This is a genomic window from Micromonospora echinaurantiaca, assembly GCF_900090235.1.
GTDB lineage: Bacteria > Actinomycetota > Actinomycetes > Mycobacteriales > Micromonosporaceae > Micromonospora > Micromonospora echinaurantiaca.
Genome location: NZ_LT607750.1, coordinates 6,621,007 through 6,637,608 on the forward strand (window position 1 = coordinate 6,621,007; position 16,602 = coordinate 6,637,608).

Genomic DNA, 16,602 nt, shown 5'->3' on the forward strand with positions numbered 1-16,602 from the left:
TGCCTTCCTTCCCTACGGCGCCTCGGTGAGCGCCCGCGCGGTGGCCTCCCCGGAGACGGTGACGGTGTCGTCAAAGCCGAAGAGGCCGAGCATGGACCTGCGGTAGGTGACGGTGACCTCGACCCGGACGAGGGTCTCGCCGTCGACGGTCGGGAAGCTCACCGTGTGCCGGGTCGCGCCGGCCGCGGCGAGGTAGTCGGCTATCGCCCGGCGCGCCTGGGGCTGGTTGATCCGCTTCGGCCCGCCCTCGATCGCGGTGGCCCGGTCGATGGCCTGGCCGCCCGTCCGGGCCGCCTCGGCGGCGAGGTTGTCGGCCCGCTGCAGGGTGCGTAGCTGCCCCGCGCCGTCGAAGGCGAGACCGATGATCGCCAGGACGCCGACCATCGTCACGGCGAGGAACACGCTCACCCGGCCGGTGTCGTCGGCGCGGCGGGCGTTCATCCCCGGCTCCGGTAGCGGTCCAGCGGCGAGGTGAAGCTCGCCGCCACCCGGTTCCCGGCCGGCATTCCGGGCAGCGCCGCGAGCTGGATGTCCGCGAAGGAGACCGTGCAGGCCACCTGGACGGTGACCGTCGCCTCCTGCCCGGCGCGGCTGCGGAACGCCGCGTCGAAGGTGGCCGGGTTGCCCCGTACCGAACCGCTGAAGGTCACCTCCGGGATGCCCGCGCAGTCCAGCCCACGCCAGACCAGTTGCCGGCGGGCCGCCTCCCGCGCCGCACGCCGGGCGGTGGCCGGGTCCCGGGAGATCGACGCGGCCCGGGCGGCGTCGTGCGCGGCGGCGTCGATCGCCTCGGCCGCCACCGCGGTACGCCCGGCCACCCCCGCCAGCACGATCAGCGCGATGAAGGCCGGCGCCAACACCGCCACCTCGATGGAGACCGAGCCCCGCTCGGCGGTACGCCTCACGGCTCGGTCCACCGTTCCACCGTCCCGTGCGCGGTCTGGCGCACCGGAAAGTCCACGCCGGGGATCACCGACAGGGAGCGTCCGCGCACCGTGCAGGTCACCTCGGTGGCGCTGGTGACGCAGTTCGGTCCGGGGTCGTCCCAGCCGACCAGCCAGTCGCCGGCGGCCCGCAGGAAACGGGTGGCCCGCGCCTCCCCGGCCCCGGGCGGGGCCTGGTGCAACCGCTGCGCGTTGACCGCGCTCTGCGCCGCGTTCAGCGCGGTGGCCCGGGCCACGAACCAGACCGCCACCTGGATGGAAGCGAAGAGCAGCACCAGGATCAGCGGCAGCAGCACGGCCAACTCCACCGGGTTGGCCCCCCGGTCAGCGGGCGGGCGCGGGCGCCGGGCGGTGGCGGCGACCGCCCGGCGCCCGCTGGAGAAAGCCGTGTGACGCATCGCCGATTACTGCGGGTTCTTGTGGCCCGGGATGGCGTTCATCCAGTCGTTGGCCTTGGCCAGCGCCACCCCGGTGACCACCGTGGCCACGAAGACCAGGCCGAAGATGATCACCGCGGTGGGCACCGGGCTGTCGCCGCGCTCGCCGTCGCGGCGCAGCTCGGCCAGGCGCGTCGTCAGCGCGACGTGCAGGTAGGTGACGAGGGACATGACGTACTCCTTCTCTTACCGGGTCAGACCCGGGCGATGAACGGATAGACGGCGAAGCCGAGCAGGACGAAGACGAGCAGCGCGCCGGGGATGTCCAGCCGGCTGGTCACTCCCTCCGCGCGGGCCAGGTTGTCGGTACGGATCTGGTCCCGCAGCGAGTCGGCCCGGCTGCGCAGGGTCTCGTGCACCTGGGCGCCCTCGCTGCCGGAGGAGCGCATGATCGCGCCCACGTCGCCCAGTTCCGGGATGCCGATCCGGTCGGCGAGGTCGCGCAGCTCGTCCCAGGGCGAGTGCATCTGCAACTGGGCCAGCCGCAGCGCCTCCCGGAGCCGGTCGAAGACCCAGCCGTCGCAGACCGCCGCGGCCCGCTCCAGCGACTGCACCGGCCCGTGGGCGGCGCTGAGCTGCAACGCCACCAGGTCCAGGTAGGTGCAGACCGCCTGGCGGAACTCGTCCCGCGCGGCGTCCGCCCGGGTGAGCACCGCGCGGTGGGCGAGCAACGCGCCGAGCAACGCCATGCCGAGGCTGCCCAGCACCGGTACGACCACCGGCACCCCGATGCCGAGCACGAACAGGGCCACCCCGAGCACGCTCGGCATGGCGAGCCCGACCAGCGCGGAGAGCAGCAGCGACAGCGCGTACTGCTCGGGGGTGCGGTCGATCAGCGCGAGCTGCCGGTGCGGCGGTCGCAGCCAGCGGGACAGGCCGGCGAGCCACTCCAGCCGGCGGCCGGTGGCGGTGGCGGCCCGCCCCGGGCCAGCGGCCGGCTGGTGCAGCCGGCGCAGCGCGGGGCCGAGCGCCGGAGTCGCCGGCACCAGCTCCCGGACCACCAGGAACAGGCCGAGCCCGACCGTGGCCCCGCCGCAGACCGCGATCGCGAGCTGCCAGTTGCCGATCATCCTCGTCCTCCGTTCCGCCCCGCGAGGTCCGGGCGCGCGCTCACGCGATCGCCTCCTGCGGATCGGGGGCGGGTAGGAAGCGGGCCGGCCGCTGCGGCTGGCTCATCGACCGCACCCAGGCCAGCAGCCCGACGAAGGCCGCGCCCAGGGCGGCCATCACCAGCTGCCCGGCCGGCGTGCCGTACGGGCGGATGTACTCGGTGTTGACCAGCCCGTACGCCAGCGTGGCCAGGGTCATCCCGGTGAGGAAACGGACCGCGAACCGGGGTTGGGTGCGCTTGGCCTCGATCTCCCGGCGGGTGGCCACCTCGGCGGCCGCCGCCGACGCGATCGAGCCGAGCACGTCGCCGAGCCGCTCGCCCCGGTCGGACAGGTGCAGGATCAGCGCCGCCACCACCTGGTCACCGACCGGGTCGCCGATCTCCTCGGCGAAGGCGAGCAGCGCCGAGCGGGCCAGCCAGCCGGCCTGGAGCCGGGCGGCGAGCAGCCGTACCTCCTCTTGAATCTCCTCCGGCGCGGTGGCGACCGTGCCGATCACCGCCTGCTGGAGCCCCTGGCCGGTGGCGGAGACGTCCTTGAGCCGGCGGGTCCACTCGCCGACCGCCTCGATCCGGGCGATCGCCCGCTGCTCGGCCCGCCCGACCGAGAAGAGCCACGGCGTGCCCGGCACGGCCACCGCCACCAGCAGGCCGACCACCGGCAGCCCGGTGACCAGGAAGGCCAGCGCGCCGGCGACCAGCGCGCCGGCCAGCAGGGCCTGGTACGCCCGCTGCTCCCGGGGCGTCGCGCCGGAGCCGCGCCAGAGCCGGTCGACTCCCCGCCCCGCGCCCGGTGCCGGGCCGGGTGGCCGGCGGGTGCCGACCAGCGCCACCACCGCCAGCAGCAGCCCGGCGACGCAGGCCGCCCCGGAGACCACCGCGATCAGTTCGACGTTGGCGAGCACCGGTCACCGCCGGCCGAGTCGGGTCTGCAGGGGCCGCCGCCAGGCGCCGGTGCCGACCTCGATCCACCGGGTCAGCAGGCGGGCGTCGTAGCCGACCCGGAGCAGCTGGGCGCGGATCCGCTCGGGCAGGTGCCGGGGCACCGCCCGGCCGTCCGGGCCGGGGCCGAAGACGGCGGTGGTGACGATCCGGTTGCCCTCGCCGACGCCGATCACCTCCTCGACGTGCGAGACGAAGCGGTGCTTGCGCCCGCCGATCGCTGTCTCGTCCTCGACGGTGACGTAGACGATCAGATCGAGCGCGTTGCCGGCCATCCGGCGGGCCTGGTCGACGGTCATCTCCCGGCCGTGCGCCAGCGCCAGCTCGATGATCCGTTCGCTCACCCCGGCCGGGGTCCGGGCGTGGATGGTGCACATCGAGCCCCGGCTGGTGGTCATCGCCTGGAGCATCGGGACGATCTCCCGGGACCGGACCTCGCCGACGATGATCCGCAGTACGCCCATCCGCAGCGAGACTGGGATCAGGTCGGCGATGCTCACCTCGCCGGCCGGTCGGCCGTCCAGCCCCCGTTCGCCGTGCCCCTCCCGGGCCTCGAAGCTCATCACCGCCCGGTGCCGCAGCCGGCGGCGGGCCGGCAGCAGCTCGCGGCTCTCCTCCAGCAGCACGTACGGCTCGTCGGCCGGGATCTCGCTCATCAGGGCCCGGATGACCGTGGTCTTCCCCGCCCCGGCCAGCCCGGCGACCATGATGTTCAACCCGGCCCGCAGGGACGCGCGGAGGAAGTCGCGCAGCAGCGGGTCGATCATCTCGTCCAGGTCGCCCCGGCCGCCGGTGATGTCGTCCAGGCTCACGTCCAGCGTGTTGTGCTTGCGGATCACCGCGTACGGGCGGTGGCTGACCAGGAACACGGCGGCGAGCCGGCTGCCGTCGGGCAGTTGCAGGTCGAGGGTGGGCTTCGAGGTGGACAGCGACCGCTCGGTGGCGCCGGCCCGGCGGGCGGCCGCCTGGAGGATCTCCACCAGTTCGTCGTCGCTGTCGGCGATCGGCTCGGCCCAGTCGACCCCGCCGCCGTGCCGGGTGATGCGCACCTGATCGCAGCCGAGGATGTGCACCTCCTCGATGGTGTCGTCGACCAGCAGCGTCTGCAGCCGGCCGAGCCCGGCCAGCTCGGCGGTGACCTGGTCGAGCAGCAGCCGCTCCTCGCCGGCCGCCATCGGGGTGCCGGCCCGGCGCACCGAGTCGGCGTACTCGGCGACCACCGCCACGGCCAGCCGGGCCCGCTCGGTGTCCTCGGCGTCGGCGTCGAACTCCCGGCCGCGCTGCCAGCGGGTGAGCCGTTCGCTGAGCTCCCGGCGCAGCTCGCGGACCACCTGGAAGTCCACCCGCGGTCGGGGTGGCGGCTCCGGCGGCGCGCCGACCGGCGCCGGCGCGGCGTGCTGGTGCCGACCGTTCGACAGCACCCCGTTCGTCGGCGTCCCGTGCCCCGTGCCGGGCGGGATCGTGCCGTTCGCCCCGGTCGGCACGGCCCCGTTCGGCGCGGGCAGCGGCGGCGCGGTGGAGGTGGCCCCGGGCGGCTGGCGGCGCGGGTCCGACGAGACCGGCTCAAAGCGCATCCGGCACCCCCTGCGACACCGGCCAGGCCAACCGGGCCCGCCGCCGCTCCAGCAGCGACCCGATCGGCACCTCCAGCGCGCCGGCCGCGCGCATCAGCGGCCGTCCGGCCCGCACGGTGCCGCCCAGGCCGAGCACCTCGGCGGTACGCGGGTCGTGCGGCAGCCGGGCGATCACCGGCAGCCGCAGCACCTTGCTGATCTCGCCCCGCCCGTGGCCGTCGCCGACCAGCAGCAGCCGCGGCGTGCCGGGGGAGACCCGGTGTTCGGTGAAGTCCCGCTCGATCGCCCGGACCATCGCCCGGGTGCCGGAGAGGTCGGGCAGCTGGGCCCGGCTGACCAGCAGCACCACCGAGGCGGCCCGCAGGATCGGCCAGGGCGGGCCGGCGACCTGCAACCGGCCACAGTCGACCAGCACGTCGTAGCCGGGCTCGCCCCGCTCCAACCCGGTGAGGAAGTCGGCGAACCGCTGCCAGAGCGGCGTGACGCTGCCGGCCTGCGCGGGGTCCACCACGCCGGGCAGCAGCAGCCGTTCCCGCTTCGGCGCGTCGAGGTCGACCAGTTGTGACCAGAAGGCGGTCTCCAGGTTGCCGTCCCGCAGTTCGCCGACGGCCAGCTCACCGATGCCGCGGGGCCCGTCCAGCGCGCCGCCGAGATAGCCGGCGAGGATCGACCCGCCGGCCGGGTCGGCCTCGACCAGCACCAGCCGGCGGTGCCAGCTCAGCGCGCAGGCCAGGGCGGTGGTGGTGACGCCCGGCGAGCCCTTCGCCGACACCAGCGCGATGATCGCCATGCTCAGGCCGCCTCGGTGAGCACGACGGCGATCCGCTCCTGGGCCGAGAGCGCCACCACCGCCGGCACGTCCCGCACCCCGAGCGCCAGGTAGAGCACGATCTCGGTGTCGCTCTGGCCGGTCGCCGTGTCGATCACGGTGGCCTCGAACCGGGTGGCGGTGGCCGCCGGGCCGGTGTCGTCGTCGTCCGGGGTGCTCACCAGCAGGACCTGGTCGCCGGGGTGCAGCTCGCGGGCCGGCACCTCGGCCGGGCCGAGGCCCAGCGCGAGCTGCTGCTGGCCGGGGGCGAGCAGCGGGTCGTCGGTGAGCTGGGCCATGGTGAGCAGGGTCCCCGGGGTGAGCGACACCGCTGCCCGCTTGCCGACCACCTCGTCGAGCCGGCCGGCCGGCACCGGTTTCAGGCCCTGGCCGCCGGCCACCTGCACCGGCACCAGGTCGTCCGCGCTGAGCTGCCGGCCGACCTCGACCGGTCGGGCCACCGCCAGGTAGCTGCCGGTGGCCCGGACCGAGGTGACCGCGAACGCGGCGCCGAGCCCGCCGAGGGCGATCAGCAGCACGGCCAGACCGAGCAGTCCGGGGCGGGTCCGGCGCTGCCGGACCACCTTGGGCGGGGCGACCGGCGCGTCCACCGGTCCGGTTCCGTTGCGGGTCGCCAGGCTCATCGGGTCACCACCTGCAGTTCGTTGATCTGGATCGGGACGGTGCCGCTGGTCCGGGTCTGCGGGATCTCGCCGCTCTGGCCGCCGCCGCTCCAGGTCACCGTCCAGTACGTGGTGGCGCTGACCCGGTACGTGCCGGCCTTCGGGTAGCCGGTGTGGTAGCCGCAGTCGGGGGAGGGCCGCCCGGCGCGCGGCCCGGTGGCCGAGTACGCGGTGCCCGGCCCGGTGCAGGTGACCTTCCGGCCGTTGCCCATGCTCCAGACGATCCGGTCGACCTTGGCCTCGATGACGACGCGCAAGCCGCGGTCCTCCGCGTCGGCGCGCAGCGGGCCGAAATAGTTCTCGCCCCGGCTGGCCCACATCCACACCGGCAGCCCGACCAGCCCGGGGCCCTTGCTCTTGCGCGGCGCCACGGCCACCCGGGGCGGGAGCAGCCGGATCGAGGCGAGCGCCCGGCGGGCCAACTCCTCCGGGTCGGGTGGCGCGCCGAACCCGGGCGGCGGGCTGTCCCGCAGCACGGTGGTCTGGTCGCCCAGGTCGCCGCCGTTGCAGGTGCGGACGTACCACTGCTGGCCGGGTGGGGTGTTGGCCGGCTGCGGCTGGGCGAGCTTGTAGTAGCAGCCGTCGCCGTTGTTGAACCAGCCGAGCAGGTCGTCGTAGCAGGGGATGGTGCGGCCGTTCCACTGGCACCTGCCGGCGCCGCCACCCCCGGAGTCCCCGCCCCCGCCGGTGTCGCCGCCGCCCGGGCCACCGGGCGTGCCCGGGTCGTCGTCCCAGACACTGCAGTCGGGCTGCCCGGGCGGGCACTCGACACCCGGGTCGGCCCGGCCGGCGGCGACCGCCGGCACGGTGGCCGCGGCGGCCAGCAGCAGCGCCAGGCCGACGCCGCCGAGCGCGCGGCGGGCCGCCCCGACCCGGGTGGTGCGGCCCGGGGCGGCCCTTCCTCCCCAGGTCAGCACGGCTGGTCCTGGTGGCCTGCGCCGGCGCTGATCAACCAGCGGCCGTCGGGGTAGCGGGTGGCGGTGGCGGTGGCCAGGTGCCGGGTTCCACCGGTGCCGGGGACCACCCGGTTGGTCCGGGCGTAGACCAGCCGGTAGCCGGTCGCGTCCAGGCAGTCCTGGATCTCCACGGTCGGCGGGTCGGCGGCCAGGTCGACCGAGGTGACGGTCGGGGCGGAGCGCAACGTCCCGGTACGCATCGCGCCGTGCTCCTTCGCCTCCCGAATGGCCACCCGGACCCGGGTCAACAGCGGGTCGGCGAGGAATCTGGACAGTTCCGGATGATGCGGATCGCTTCTCCGGCTGGCCGTACGGGATGCGTCGAGATAACCCGAGTACGCGGCCAGTGCCGCTTTTCCGGCCGCCTGTTCCTCCGCTTTCCGCTGCTCGGGGGCGGGCGCCCGCCGGTCGTCGCCCGGCCGGCCGATCGCCTCCCGCTCGGCTCCGCAGGCGGTGGCCGAACCGACCGCCGCGAGCGTGAGCAGGCAGGCCAGCCAGCGGTTGAGCTGCCGTCCTCGCACCGTCGTGCCTCCTCGGTGGTGACCCGGGGCCGCCGTCGCGGTGACCTCCGGGCATGCGGCAGCGCGGCCGGATGACCACATCCGGGCCGGTGAATTGCGCAGCCACATTTACCGGTATGGATTAGTTGCGAATGCACGTTCCAGCAAGCGTCCTGTCGTTTGAACGTGTGTTGCGTCACACCCAAGGGGCGAGCATAGGCTGACGTCCGCCGATGCAACAGAGGCAATTCAATCGAATACCGAGAGTGATGACAGGTGGTGGCGACCGGTGGCCGACGTGCGACCGCGGGAAGGGCAGGGACGTGGCGGGCTGATCGCCTCGCAGCGTTCGCGGCATGGATTTCCCATGCGACATCGAACTGGACCTGCCGACGGGAAGGAGTCGATCCGGCGCGGCATCTGGCCCGATCCGTCCACCGGTCACGCTGGCCGGACCGGGCGCTACTCGCAAATTATGGGAATCCCATCAATGCAGAAGCCGGATTTCCCGCCGCGCGCCAACTGTGTCGCTGGATCGGTCGGGAACGCGCCCGCCCGTTACACCTCGCGGCTAATCGCACTACGGTCCGTGTCCACTGTTGGCCACCGCTTCAGCCACCGGAGCCGGGCCGCGCGGCTCGGCGCCGCTTCGTCGGGGGTTCCGGCATGGCGCTGAGCGAACCCCCCGAAGGGCTCGACCGCGCGACCGGACGCTCCCGCGGGCTCGCCCCGGCGACCGCCCCCGCTGAGGTCCCCACCACCGCGTCGACCGATAGGCGCTCCTCCGTTACCCCGCCGGCCGGTTCGCGCCGCTGGTCGAGGTGGTTGGCCGCGCTGGCGCTCACCCCGCTGCTGCGGCTGGCCGCGATCCGGTACGCCGTACACCCGGACCGGCCGGAGCGGACCGGCTGCGACGGCTGCGCCGCCCCGATCGGGCTGGACCGGCCCTGGCCGGCGCTCGGCCCGGCGGCCCGCTGCGGCGGCTGCGGCGCGCGGATCGGCCCGCCACCCGGCGCCGTCGAGCTGGCTGTGCTGGCGGTGCTGGCGCTGCTGGCGCTGACCGGTCCGCCGCCGGTCGAACTGGCCGCGACGGCCTGGTGGCTGGGCTGGGCGGTGCCGCTGGTCTTCGTGGACCTGGCGGTGCACCGGCTGCCGAACCGGCTCACCTGGCCGGCGGCGGCCGGGACCTGGCTGCTGCTCGGGGTGGCGGCGCTGGCCGGGGCCGGCCCGGCGTCCTGGCTGCGGGCCACCGGCGCCGGGCTGGGGCTGGCCGCCTTCTTCGCGACCAGCACGCTGCTGCTCGGCCGGCGCGGCTTCGGCCTCGGCGACGCGAAACTGGCGCTGAGTGCCGGTGCCCTGCTCGGCTGGTACGGCTGGGCGTTGCCGGTGGTCGGGCTGCTGCTCGCGGTCACCGCCTCCGGGCTGGTCGCGGCGGGCCTGCTGGTGGCGCGCCGGGTGCGCTGGTCGAGTCACCTGCCGTTCGGCCCCTACCTGGTGCTCAGCACCGCCGGCGCCCTGCTCCTGGCCCGGTGGTAGCTCGACCCGCCTCCGTCCGGGCAGGTACGCGGATGCGCGGATGCGGGGCTCGGGGGTCCAGACGCGCCGGCCCCCGCCCGGGCCGTTAAAAGTGACCCAGGTCACACCAGATGAACTTTCATCCGCCCGTCACGTCCGGTGCACCTGGATACCTCTCGCTCATCCAGGGAGAACGATGCGTTCAATTCGGAAGTTATCGGCGCTGACACTGCTGGTGCTCGGCGTCTCGGCGGTGGCTCCGGGCGGTTCGCCGGCATCGGCGCAGCCCGGGGCCGCGCAGCCGGCGACCACACCCCCGGTCGCGGCCAAGCCCCGGACGGTCACTCTGCTCACCGGCGACACCGTCCACCTCAGCACCGTGAACGGCCAGACGGCTGTCGACGTCGTGCCGGGCAAGGGGCGGGAAAAGATCCCGTTCCTCACTCACCGGGCCGGCGAGGACGTGCGGGTCATCCCCGCCGACGCCGTCGGCCTGCTCAACCGGGGCAAGCTCGACGAGCGGCTCTTCGACATCTCGACGCTGGTCGACTTCGGCTACGACGACAAGCGGGCCACCCTGCCGCTCATCGTCCAGCACAGCGGTGCCGCCCCCGCCGGCCTGACCGGCGCCCGGACCACCCGGAAGCTTTCCGGGGCGAGCGCTGTCGCGGAGAGCCGGGCGGACGCGGTGTCCTTCTGGAACACCGTCACGTCCACCGCGAGCGGGACCGAGCGGCACCTGCGGGCCGGGTTCGACAAGATCTGGCTCGACGGGCTGCGCCAACCCACCCTCGACGTCAGCGTCCCGCTCACCGGCGCGCCCGAAGCCTGGCAGGCCGGCTGGACGGGAACGGGGGTGAAGGTCGGCGTGATCGACACCGGCGTCGACCAGACCCACCCCGACCTGGCCGGCAACGTCGCCGCCGCGGAGAACTTCACCGCCGAGCCGGACGCCCTCGACCGGATCGGCCACGGCACCCACGTCGCCTCCACCATCGTCGGTAGCGGGGCTGCGTCGCAGGGCCGCTACAAGGGCATGGCGCCCGGCGCGAGCCTCTACAGCGCCAAGGTCTGCATGGAGGAGGGCTGCCCGGAATCGGCGATCCTGGCTGGCATGACCTGGGCGGCGGAGCAGGGCGTCAAGGTCGCCAACATGAGCCTCGGCGGACCGGACAGCCCGGGAACCGACCCGATCGAGGCGGCCGTGGCCGACCTCACTCAGCGCTACGGCGTCCTTTTCGTCGTCGCCGCTGGCAACAGCGGCGAGGGCGGCGAGTCCACGGTGAACTCGCCCGGCAGCGCGGCCGAGGCGCTCACCGTGGGCGCCGTGACCAAGGCGGGCGAGCTGGCCTGGTTCTCGAGCCGGGGTCCGCGCGTGGGTGACGCCGGCATCAAGCCGGACATCACCGCGCCCGGCGTCGGGATCGTCGCCGCCCGCAGTTCGATCTCCGCCTACGAGCCGGACGCCGGGAACCCGCAGTACACCAGCCTCAACGGCACCTCGATGGCGACTCCGCACGTGGCCGGTGCGGCGGCGATCCTGGCCCAGCAGCACCCGGACTGGACGCCTGAACGGATCAAGTCCACGCTGATGGCCGCCGCGCAGCCGAACGCCGACATCGGCGTCTACGAGCAGGGCGCGGGCTTCCTCGACGTCGCCCGGGCGACCCGGCAGACCGTCACGGCGAGCCCGGTCAGCGTCGCCTTCGAGCGGAACACCGCTGCGCAGCAGCGCACCATCACGTACGCGAACAGCGGCTCTTCCGCCCGCACCCTGGCCGTCTCGTTCGACGCCAGGGACGCCGACGGCGCCCCGGCGCCGGCCGGCCTGTTCAGCCTCAGCGCCTCCTCGGTGACGGTCCCGGCCGGCGGCACGGCCACCGTGACCGTCACCGTGCAGGCCCGCGCCGACCTGCCCGAGCGCTACTTCGGCGGTGCGGTGACCGCCACCGGCGGCGGCGTGCAGGTGCAGACCCCGGTCGCGCTCGACCTCGCCCATCACCGGCTGACCCTCAAGCTCGTCGGACCGGACGGGGAAGCGCCCACGCCCGAGCAGAGCTGGGTGAGCGTCCTGACCGACCTGGACCGGCAGACCGTCCTGGTGCTCGGCGACCCGGCGACCACCACGTACCGGGTCCGCGCAGGCCGGTACGTGGTCCAGACCTACCTGGTGAGTGGCGACCCGTCCCTCCCGCACGTCACGTCGCTGGTGCGCCCGAGCCTCGACCTGACCACGGACGCGGCGCTCACCATGGACGCCCGCCTGGCGAAGCCGATCGCGGTGTCGGTGCCGAATCCGAAGGCCACTGCGGTCTTCCAGGAGGCCGGCTGGACGATCCGGACCGAGCAGCCGCAGATCTGGGGCAGCAACGATCCGTACGGCGCGCTGATGTACGTCTCCCTCGACCGCCTGCGGACCGCGCAGATCGGGGCCGGCAGGACGCCCGGCTTCGTCTCCTACGTGCACGGGATGTGGGGCCAGCGGGCCGAGGACGGCAGCCTGCACAACAGCCCGTACGTCTACCGGGTCTACCTCTACGAGCCGGAGAAGATGATGACCGGGCTGACCCGCAAGCTGCGCGCGGGCGACTTCGCCACGGTCCGCTCCCAGATCAGCGCGGACGTGGCCGGCATGCCGGTGGCGCGGACCGCGGTCGCGCACGCGCCCGGCAACTCACCGGTCTATCGGGAGGGGCGCAACGTCCCGCCGAGCTTCACCTACGACGTGCCCAGCACGATCACCGAGTACTACAACCAGGACAAGAAGGCGGTGTGGCAGTCGACCTCGGCCCAGATCGGGTACACGTACTACCAGTCGGCGTGGACCAGCTTCCGGCCCGGGCGTACGTACACCGTGAAGTGGGCCAACGCGGTGGCCGGGCCGGTCTTCCCGGAGCCGAACTTCGGCCAGCAGTTCGCCACCCGCTACTGGGGCGACCTGATCGGCGGGCCGGGGCCGCTGCACGGCGACGGCAGCGGACACATGGGCTTCCGGCACACCGTCGGCGGCAGCGTGCAGGTGGACCTCTACCGCAACGGGGTGAAGATCGGCGACGCGAGCGAGGCGCCCTGGGTGTGGAACGTGCCGGCGGAGACTGGTGACTACCGGCTGGCCGCGACCTTCCGCAGCGACCCGGCGTTCACCCTGTCGACCCAGGTCGACGCCGAGTGGACCTTCAAGTCCGGGCACGTGGCCGACGGCGAGCTGGTGAAGCTGCCGATGACGGCGATCCGGTTCACCCCGGAGCTCGACATCGACAACCGGGCGCCGGCCGGCCGGCTGTTCGCGATCCCGGTCTCGCTCGACCGGCAGGTCGGGGCGGCGCCGGGCCGGACCAGGACCTTGTCCGTCGAGGCGTCCTTCGACGACGGCAAGACCTGGCAGCAGCTGACCGTACGGCGGTCCGGCGAGAAGGCGGTCGCCTGGGTGCACAACCCGGCCGGCACCGGCTTCGTCTCGCTGCGGGCCGCCGCGACGGACACCAGCGGTAACACGGTCAAGCAGACCATCATCCGCGCCTACCGGTACTGAGGGTGGGCCCGGACGCGGCGCAGACCGCGCCGCGTCCGGGTCACCCGTGCCAGCGCAGCCGGACGCGGATCTCCCGGGACATCGGCGAGTCCGTCCCGTCGAGCTCGGCGAGGGCCTCGCTCCACGCCTGCCCGGCCAGAGCCGGGTCGCCGTTGGCGGAGTGGAAGTCGCCGATGGAGACCAGCACCTCGGCGGTGTGGTGGGTGGCCTGGGCACCGCGGAACGTGTCGATCGCCTGCTGCCAGATCGCCAGCGCGTGCGGCAGGTCGTCGATCATCGAGTACGTGTGCGCCAGCCAGGCCTGGGTGGTGCCCATTCCGTGCAGGTCGCCGAGAACCTCGAACTGCCGCCGTGCCTCGACGAACATGCCCAGCGCCTCGGCGTGCCGGCCGAGCCAGCCCTGTGCCCGTGCGATGGCCAGCAGGGAGTTGGTGGCGCCTCGCACGTTGCCCTCGGCGAGGAGAAGCGCCCGCGCGGCCTCGGCATGCCGGATCGCCTCGTGGTAGCGCCGCTGGGCCAGCCGGATCTCGGCGATGTTGTTCTCCACGTGGCCCTGCTCGGTGCGCCGGCCGAGCCGGTCGAAGAGCGCCCGGGCGTGCTGCAGGTGCGACAGCCCGCGGTCCAGATCGGCCAGGAAGTAGCAGGCACCGGCGAGGCTGCGGTGCAGCAGGGCCTGCGCGGCGGGATCGTCCCCGGTCACGGCGAGGGCGGTGCTCACCGCCGCCGCCCACTGCTTGAACTGCGCGGTGTCCTGGAAGAAGTTCTGCAGGGCCAACGCGATCCGCCAGGCCGTGTGCGGCCGGCGCTCCCCGGCCCGCGCGACGATCTCGGTCAGCACCCGCTGCTCGACGGCGAACCAGTCCATCGCGTCGGCCCGACCGGTGAAGCCGCGCCCGGTCACCCCGCGCTCGGCCGGCTCCGGCTCGGGCAGCGGTACCTGCGGCTGCAAGGGCAGATGCGCCGCGTACGCACTGAGCTGGTAATAGTCGTAGACCCGCTCGATGGCGGCGTTCCGCACGGCCGCGTCGTCGTGCTCCTCCCCGAGCTCTGCGGCATAGGCGCGCAGCAAATCGTGCATCCGCCACCGGCCGTCGCTGGGCTGGACCAGCAGCTGCGCCCCCAGCTCGGCGAGCAGACCGCGGGCCGAGCGCGGCGGGAGGCCGCCCAGGGCGGCCGCCGCTTCCGTGCTCAGCTCCCCGGTCGGGTGCAGGGGCAACAACCGGAAGAGCCGAGCGGCCTCGGGAGTCAGCGCCCGGTAGGACCAGGAGAAGATCGCCTCCAGATCGGCGTGTGCGTCCCCGAAGCCGGACAGCCGGCCGTCGGCCTCGGCCAGCTCACCGGCGACCGCGGGCAGGCTGAGCCCGGGCCGGCCGACGCTGCGGGTGGCGACCAGCGCCAGGGCCAGCGGCAGCCGGCCGCAGCGCGCGATGATCTCGTCGACGGCCGGGTCGGTGGCCGCCGCCTCGCCGAGCCAGCGGGCGAGCAGCTCGCGGGCCTCGGCGTCGGTCAGCAGGTCGAGGTGCAGTGGGTGGGCGCCCGCCGGGCCGGCGACGCCGGTGATCCGGCGGCGGCTGGTGGCGATGACGAGACTGCTGCCGGTTCCCGGCAGCAGGTGCCGGATGTGGTCCCAGTCGCGACAGTTGTCGAGCAGGATGAGCATCCGGCGCTCGGCCAGGATGCTGCGGTAGAGACCGGCCTGGGCGTGCAGCTCGGCCGGGATGGCGGCCGGCGCGACCCCGAGGGACCACAGGAAGCCGCGCAGTGCCTCCGCCGGTGTCATGACCGATTCGCCGGAGTCGAAAGCACGCAGGTCTGCGTGCAACTGCCCATCGGGATAGCGGGCGGCCAGCTGGTGGGCCAGATGCACCGCGAGGGTGCTCTTCCCGACGCCGGGCATTCCGTCGATGACCAGCGCGGTGGGCCGCGGGTCTCCGGCCAGCAGTTCCTTCACCGCGGCCACGACGCCGCGGCGGCCGGTGAAGTAGGGGTGGTCGGCCGGCAACTGCGCCGGCGGCTCGACCCGGGTCGGCTGGGACAACTCCAACTCGGCTGGCGGCCATAATTCGGCCTCCGCGCCGCTAAACGGCACTCCGGACCGAATGAAGGCCGGGCTGACGCCGTGCCGCGACCCGGCGCCATCAGCCGGGGCGACGTGGTCGAGCAGGCTGTCCCGGGCCGCGCGCAGGTCGGCGCCGGGCTGGATGCCGAGTTCGTCGGCGAGCCGGTGCTCGATGTCGGCATAAGCCGCGAGGGCCTCGGCCCGCCGGCCGTCCGCGGCGAGGGCGAGCAGCAGCCGCGCCTGCAGCGCCTCGTCCAGCGGCTCCTGGTCGGCGGCCAGCCGGATCGCGGGCAGCACCGCGTGGACGCGTCCGGCCCGCAGGGCGGCGTCGGTCGCCGCCCGGACGGCCGCGTACCGCTCACCGTCGACTGCGACGAACTCCGGATGGGTTCGGCCGCCGGTCTGCAGACCAGCGGCGCACCGGTCGCGCCACAGCGCCAGCGCCTCCCGGTAGAACTCGATGGCCGGCTCGCCGGAGCTGCCCTCGGCCTGGGCGACCAGGCGCCGGAAACGCAGCAGGTCGAGCGACTCCCGGTCCATCCGCAGCCGGTATTCGGCACCGTCGCGGATCAGTACCGAGCCCGCCGCCCGCGTCGGCAGGCCCGGCTCGAAGCGCCGCCGGAGCATCCCGACGTGCCGGTGCACCACGTTGACCGCGCTGGCTGGGGGGTCGGACTCCCAGAGCAGGTCGACGAGCTCGGTGACGCTGACCGCGCCGCCGGCCCGGGCGAGCAGCAGTGCCAGGATCAGCCGTTGCTGCCGGGTGCCCAGGTCGATCTCGGACTGGCCGGCCCAGGCCCGCACCGGACCGAGAACGGCGAACGAGAGCGGGCTGGTCATGCTGATGCGATCCGTACAGAGCTGGTTGCCACGACCGCCACAGCATGGCAGGGCCGGCCGCGAGACGGTTCCGCGCTACGGCTGTGAGCTTCGACTCAGCACCCCGATCGCCGGCCGGCGGTGTCGTCCCTGCTCAGGCCGCCTCGAGGCCGGTGCGCAGGGCGCGCAGCGCGTAGTGGGTCCGGGACTTCACCGTGCCGATCGGCACTCCCAGCCGGCCCGCGACCTCTTCCGCGGACCGCCCGACCAGGTAAACCTCGGAGAGCAGGTTGCGCTGCGCCGGGCTCAGCCGGCCGAGCGCGTGCCGGATGGCGTGCGCGGCCAGGGCACTGCCGGTGGTGTCGTCACCAGCGGGGATCCAGGTCATGTCGACCAGATGGACCTCGGCCGGGCGGCCCCGCCGCAGCCGGACGCCGTCGATGACGAGCCGCCGGGCGACGGTGCAGAGCCACCGGCGGGCGGCGTCGGGCTCGGCCGGCACCGAGTCGAGGTGCCGCCAGGCCCGCAACATCGTCTCCTGGAGCAGATCCTCGGCGGTCTGCCGCTGGTCGCGGGTCAGCACGAGCAAGAGACGCAGTACGGCACGGGCGTGGTCCGCGTGCAGCGCGGTCATCCGCTCGGCCCGGCCGGCCAGTGATCCGTCGAGTGCCCGCAGCACGATGCCTCCCCCACAGCCAGCAGCAACGGTGGATGAGTTACGAGCC

The 16,602-nt window shown here is 74.2% G+C and carries 15 protein-coding genes; 2 read left to right on the forward strand and 13 right to left on the reverse strand.

The annotated features are described in order from the left end of the window. Positions 1-12: 12 nt before the first annotated feature. Genes GA0070609_RS30090 through GA0070609_RS30140 form a run of 11 tightly spaced genes read right to left on the reverse strand, consistent with a single transcriptional unit; the run spans position 13 to position 7,973 of the window. Entirely contained in the window at positions 13-441 is a 429-nt protein-coding gene (locus GA0070609_RS30090) for a hypothetical protein (protein ID WP_088996910.1), read from the reverse strand. Next, complete coding sequence (locus tag GA0070609_RS30095; protein WP_088996911.1) at positions 438-917, reverse strand: TadE/TadG family type IV pilus assembly protein; 480 nt, start codon at positions 915-917, stop codon at positions 438-440. Before GA0070609_RS30095 ends, GA0070609_RS30090 begins: the two co-directional genes overlap by 4 nt. After that, positions 902-1,342: a TadE/TadG family type IV pilus assembly protein gene (locus tag GA0070609_RS30100; protein WP_088996912.1), complete on the reverse strand. Its 441-nt coding sequence runs from the start codon at positions 1,340-1,342 to the stop codon at positions 902-904. Before GA0070609_RS30100 ends, GA0070609_RS30095 begins: the two co-directional genes overlap by 16 nt. A gap of 6 nt (positions 1,343-1,348) precedes the next feature. Further along, a complete protein-coding gene (locus tag GA0070609_RS30105; protein WP_088996913.1) occupies positions 1,349-1,552 on the reverse strand; it encodes a hypothetical protein in 204 nt (67 codons plus the stop codon). Between the two features lie 23 nt (positions 1,553-1,575). Further along, positions 1,576-2,448 (reverse strand): type II secretion system F family protein, encoded by an 873-nt coding sequence (locus tag GA0070609_RS30110; protein WP_408630688.1) that lies wholly within the window; start codon positions 2,446-2,448, stop codon positions 1,576-1,578. Between the two features lie 43 nt (positions 2,449-2,491). After that, the gene (locus GA0070609_RS30115; protein ID WP_088996915.1) at positions 2,492-3,394 is read right to left on the reverse strand and encodes a type II secretion system F family protein; all 903 of its coding nucleotides are present in this window, start codon (positions 3,392-3,394) and stop codon (positions 2,492-2,494) included. A gap of 3 nt (positions 3,395-3,397) precedes the next feature. Then, the gene (locus GA0070609_RS30120; protein ID WP_088996916.1) at positions 3,398-5,005 is read right to left on the reverse strand and encodes a CpaF family protein; all 1,608 of its coding nucleotides are present in this window, start codon (positions 5,003-5,005) and stop codon (positions 3,398-3,400) included. Continuing rightward, positions 4,995-5,795: a P-loop NTPase family protein gene (locus tag GA0070609_RS30125; protein WP_088996917.1), complete on the reverse strand. Its 801-nt coding sequence runs from the start codon at positions 5,793-5,795 to the stop codon at positions 4,995-4,997. The genes GA0070609_RS30120 and GA0070609_RS30125 overlap by 11 nt, the downstream gene beginning before the upstream one ends. A gap of 2 nt (positions 5,796-5,797) precedes the next feature. Next, on the reverse strand, positions 5,798-6,457 hold the full coding sequence (locus GA0070609_RS30130) for an SAF domain-containing protein (RefSeq protein WP_088996918.1): 660 nt from the start codon (positions 6,455-6,457) through the stop codon (positions 5,798-5,800). Then, positions 6,454-7,413 (reverse strand): hypothetical protein, encoded by a 960-nt coding sequence (locus tag GA0070609_RS30135; protein WP_408630614.1) that lies wholly within the window; start codon positions 7,411-7,413, stop codon positions 6,454-6,456. Before GA0070609_RS30135 ends, GA0070609_RS30130 begins: the two co-directional genes overlap by 4 nt. After that, positions 7,407-7,973: a hypothetical protein gene (locus GA0070609_RS30140; RefSeq protein WP_088996919.1), complete on the reverse strand. Its 567-nt coding sequence runs from the start codon at positions 7,971-7,973 to the stop codon at positions 7,407-7,409. The genes GA0070609_RS30135 and GA0070609_RS30140 overlap by 7 nt, the downstream gene beginning before the upstream one ends. 804 nt (positions 7,974-8,777) lie before the next feature. Between GA0070609_RS30140 and GA0070609_RS30145 the strand changes: the two genes are divergently transcribed. Together GA0070609_RS30145 and GA0070609_RS30150 are read left to right on the forward strand one after the other, a co-directional pair. Continuing rightward, entirely contained in the window at positions 8,778-9,488 is a 711-nt protein-coding gene (locus GA0070609_RS30145) for a prepilin peptidase (RefSeq protein ID WP_231928460.1), read from the forward strand. Between the two features lie 175 nt (positions 9,489-9,663). Further along, entirely contained in the window at positions 9,664-12,999 is a 3,336-nt protein-coding gene (locus tag GA0070609_RS30150) for a S8 family peptidase (protein WP_088996921.1), read from the forward strand. Between the two features lie 40 nt (positions 13,000-13,039). Here GA0070609_RS30150 and GA0070609_RS30155 read toward each other — a convergent pair whose 3' ends face one another. Together GA0070609_RS30155 and GA0070609_RS30160 are read right to left on the reverse strand one after the other, a co-directional pair. Next, on the reverse strand, positions 13,040-15,898 hold the full coding sequence (locus GA0070609_RS30155) for an AfsR/SARP family transcriptional regulator (RefSeq protein WP_088996922.1): 2,859 nt from the start codon (positions 15,896-15,898) through the stop codon (positions 13,040-13,042). Between the two features lie 133 nt (positions 15,899-16,031). Then, the gene (locus tag GA0070609_RS30160) at positions 16,032-16,556 is read right to left on the reverse strand and encodes a sigma-70 family RNA polymerase sigma factor (RefSeq protein ID WP_197700198.1); all 525 of its coding nucleotides are present in this window, start codon (positions 16,554-16,556) and stop codon (positions 16,032-16,034) included. Between the last annotated feature and the right edge of the window lie 46 nt (positions 16,557-16,602).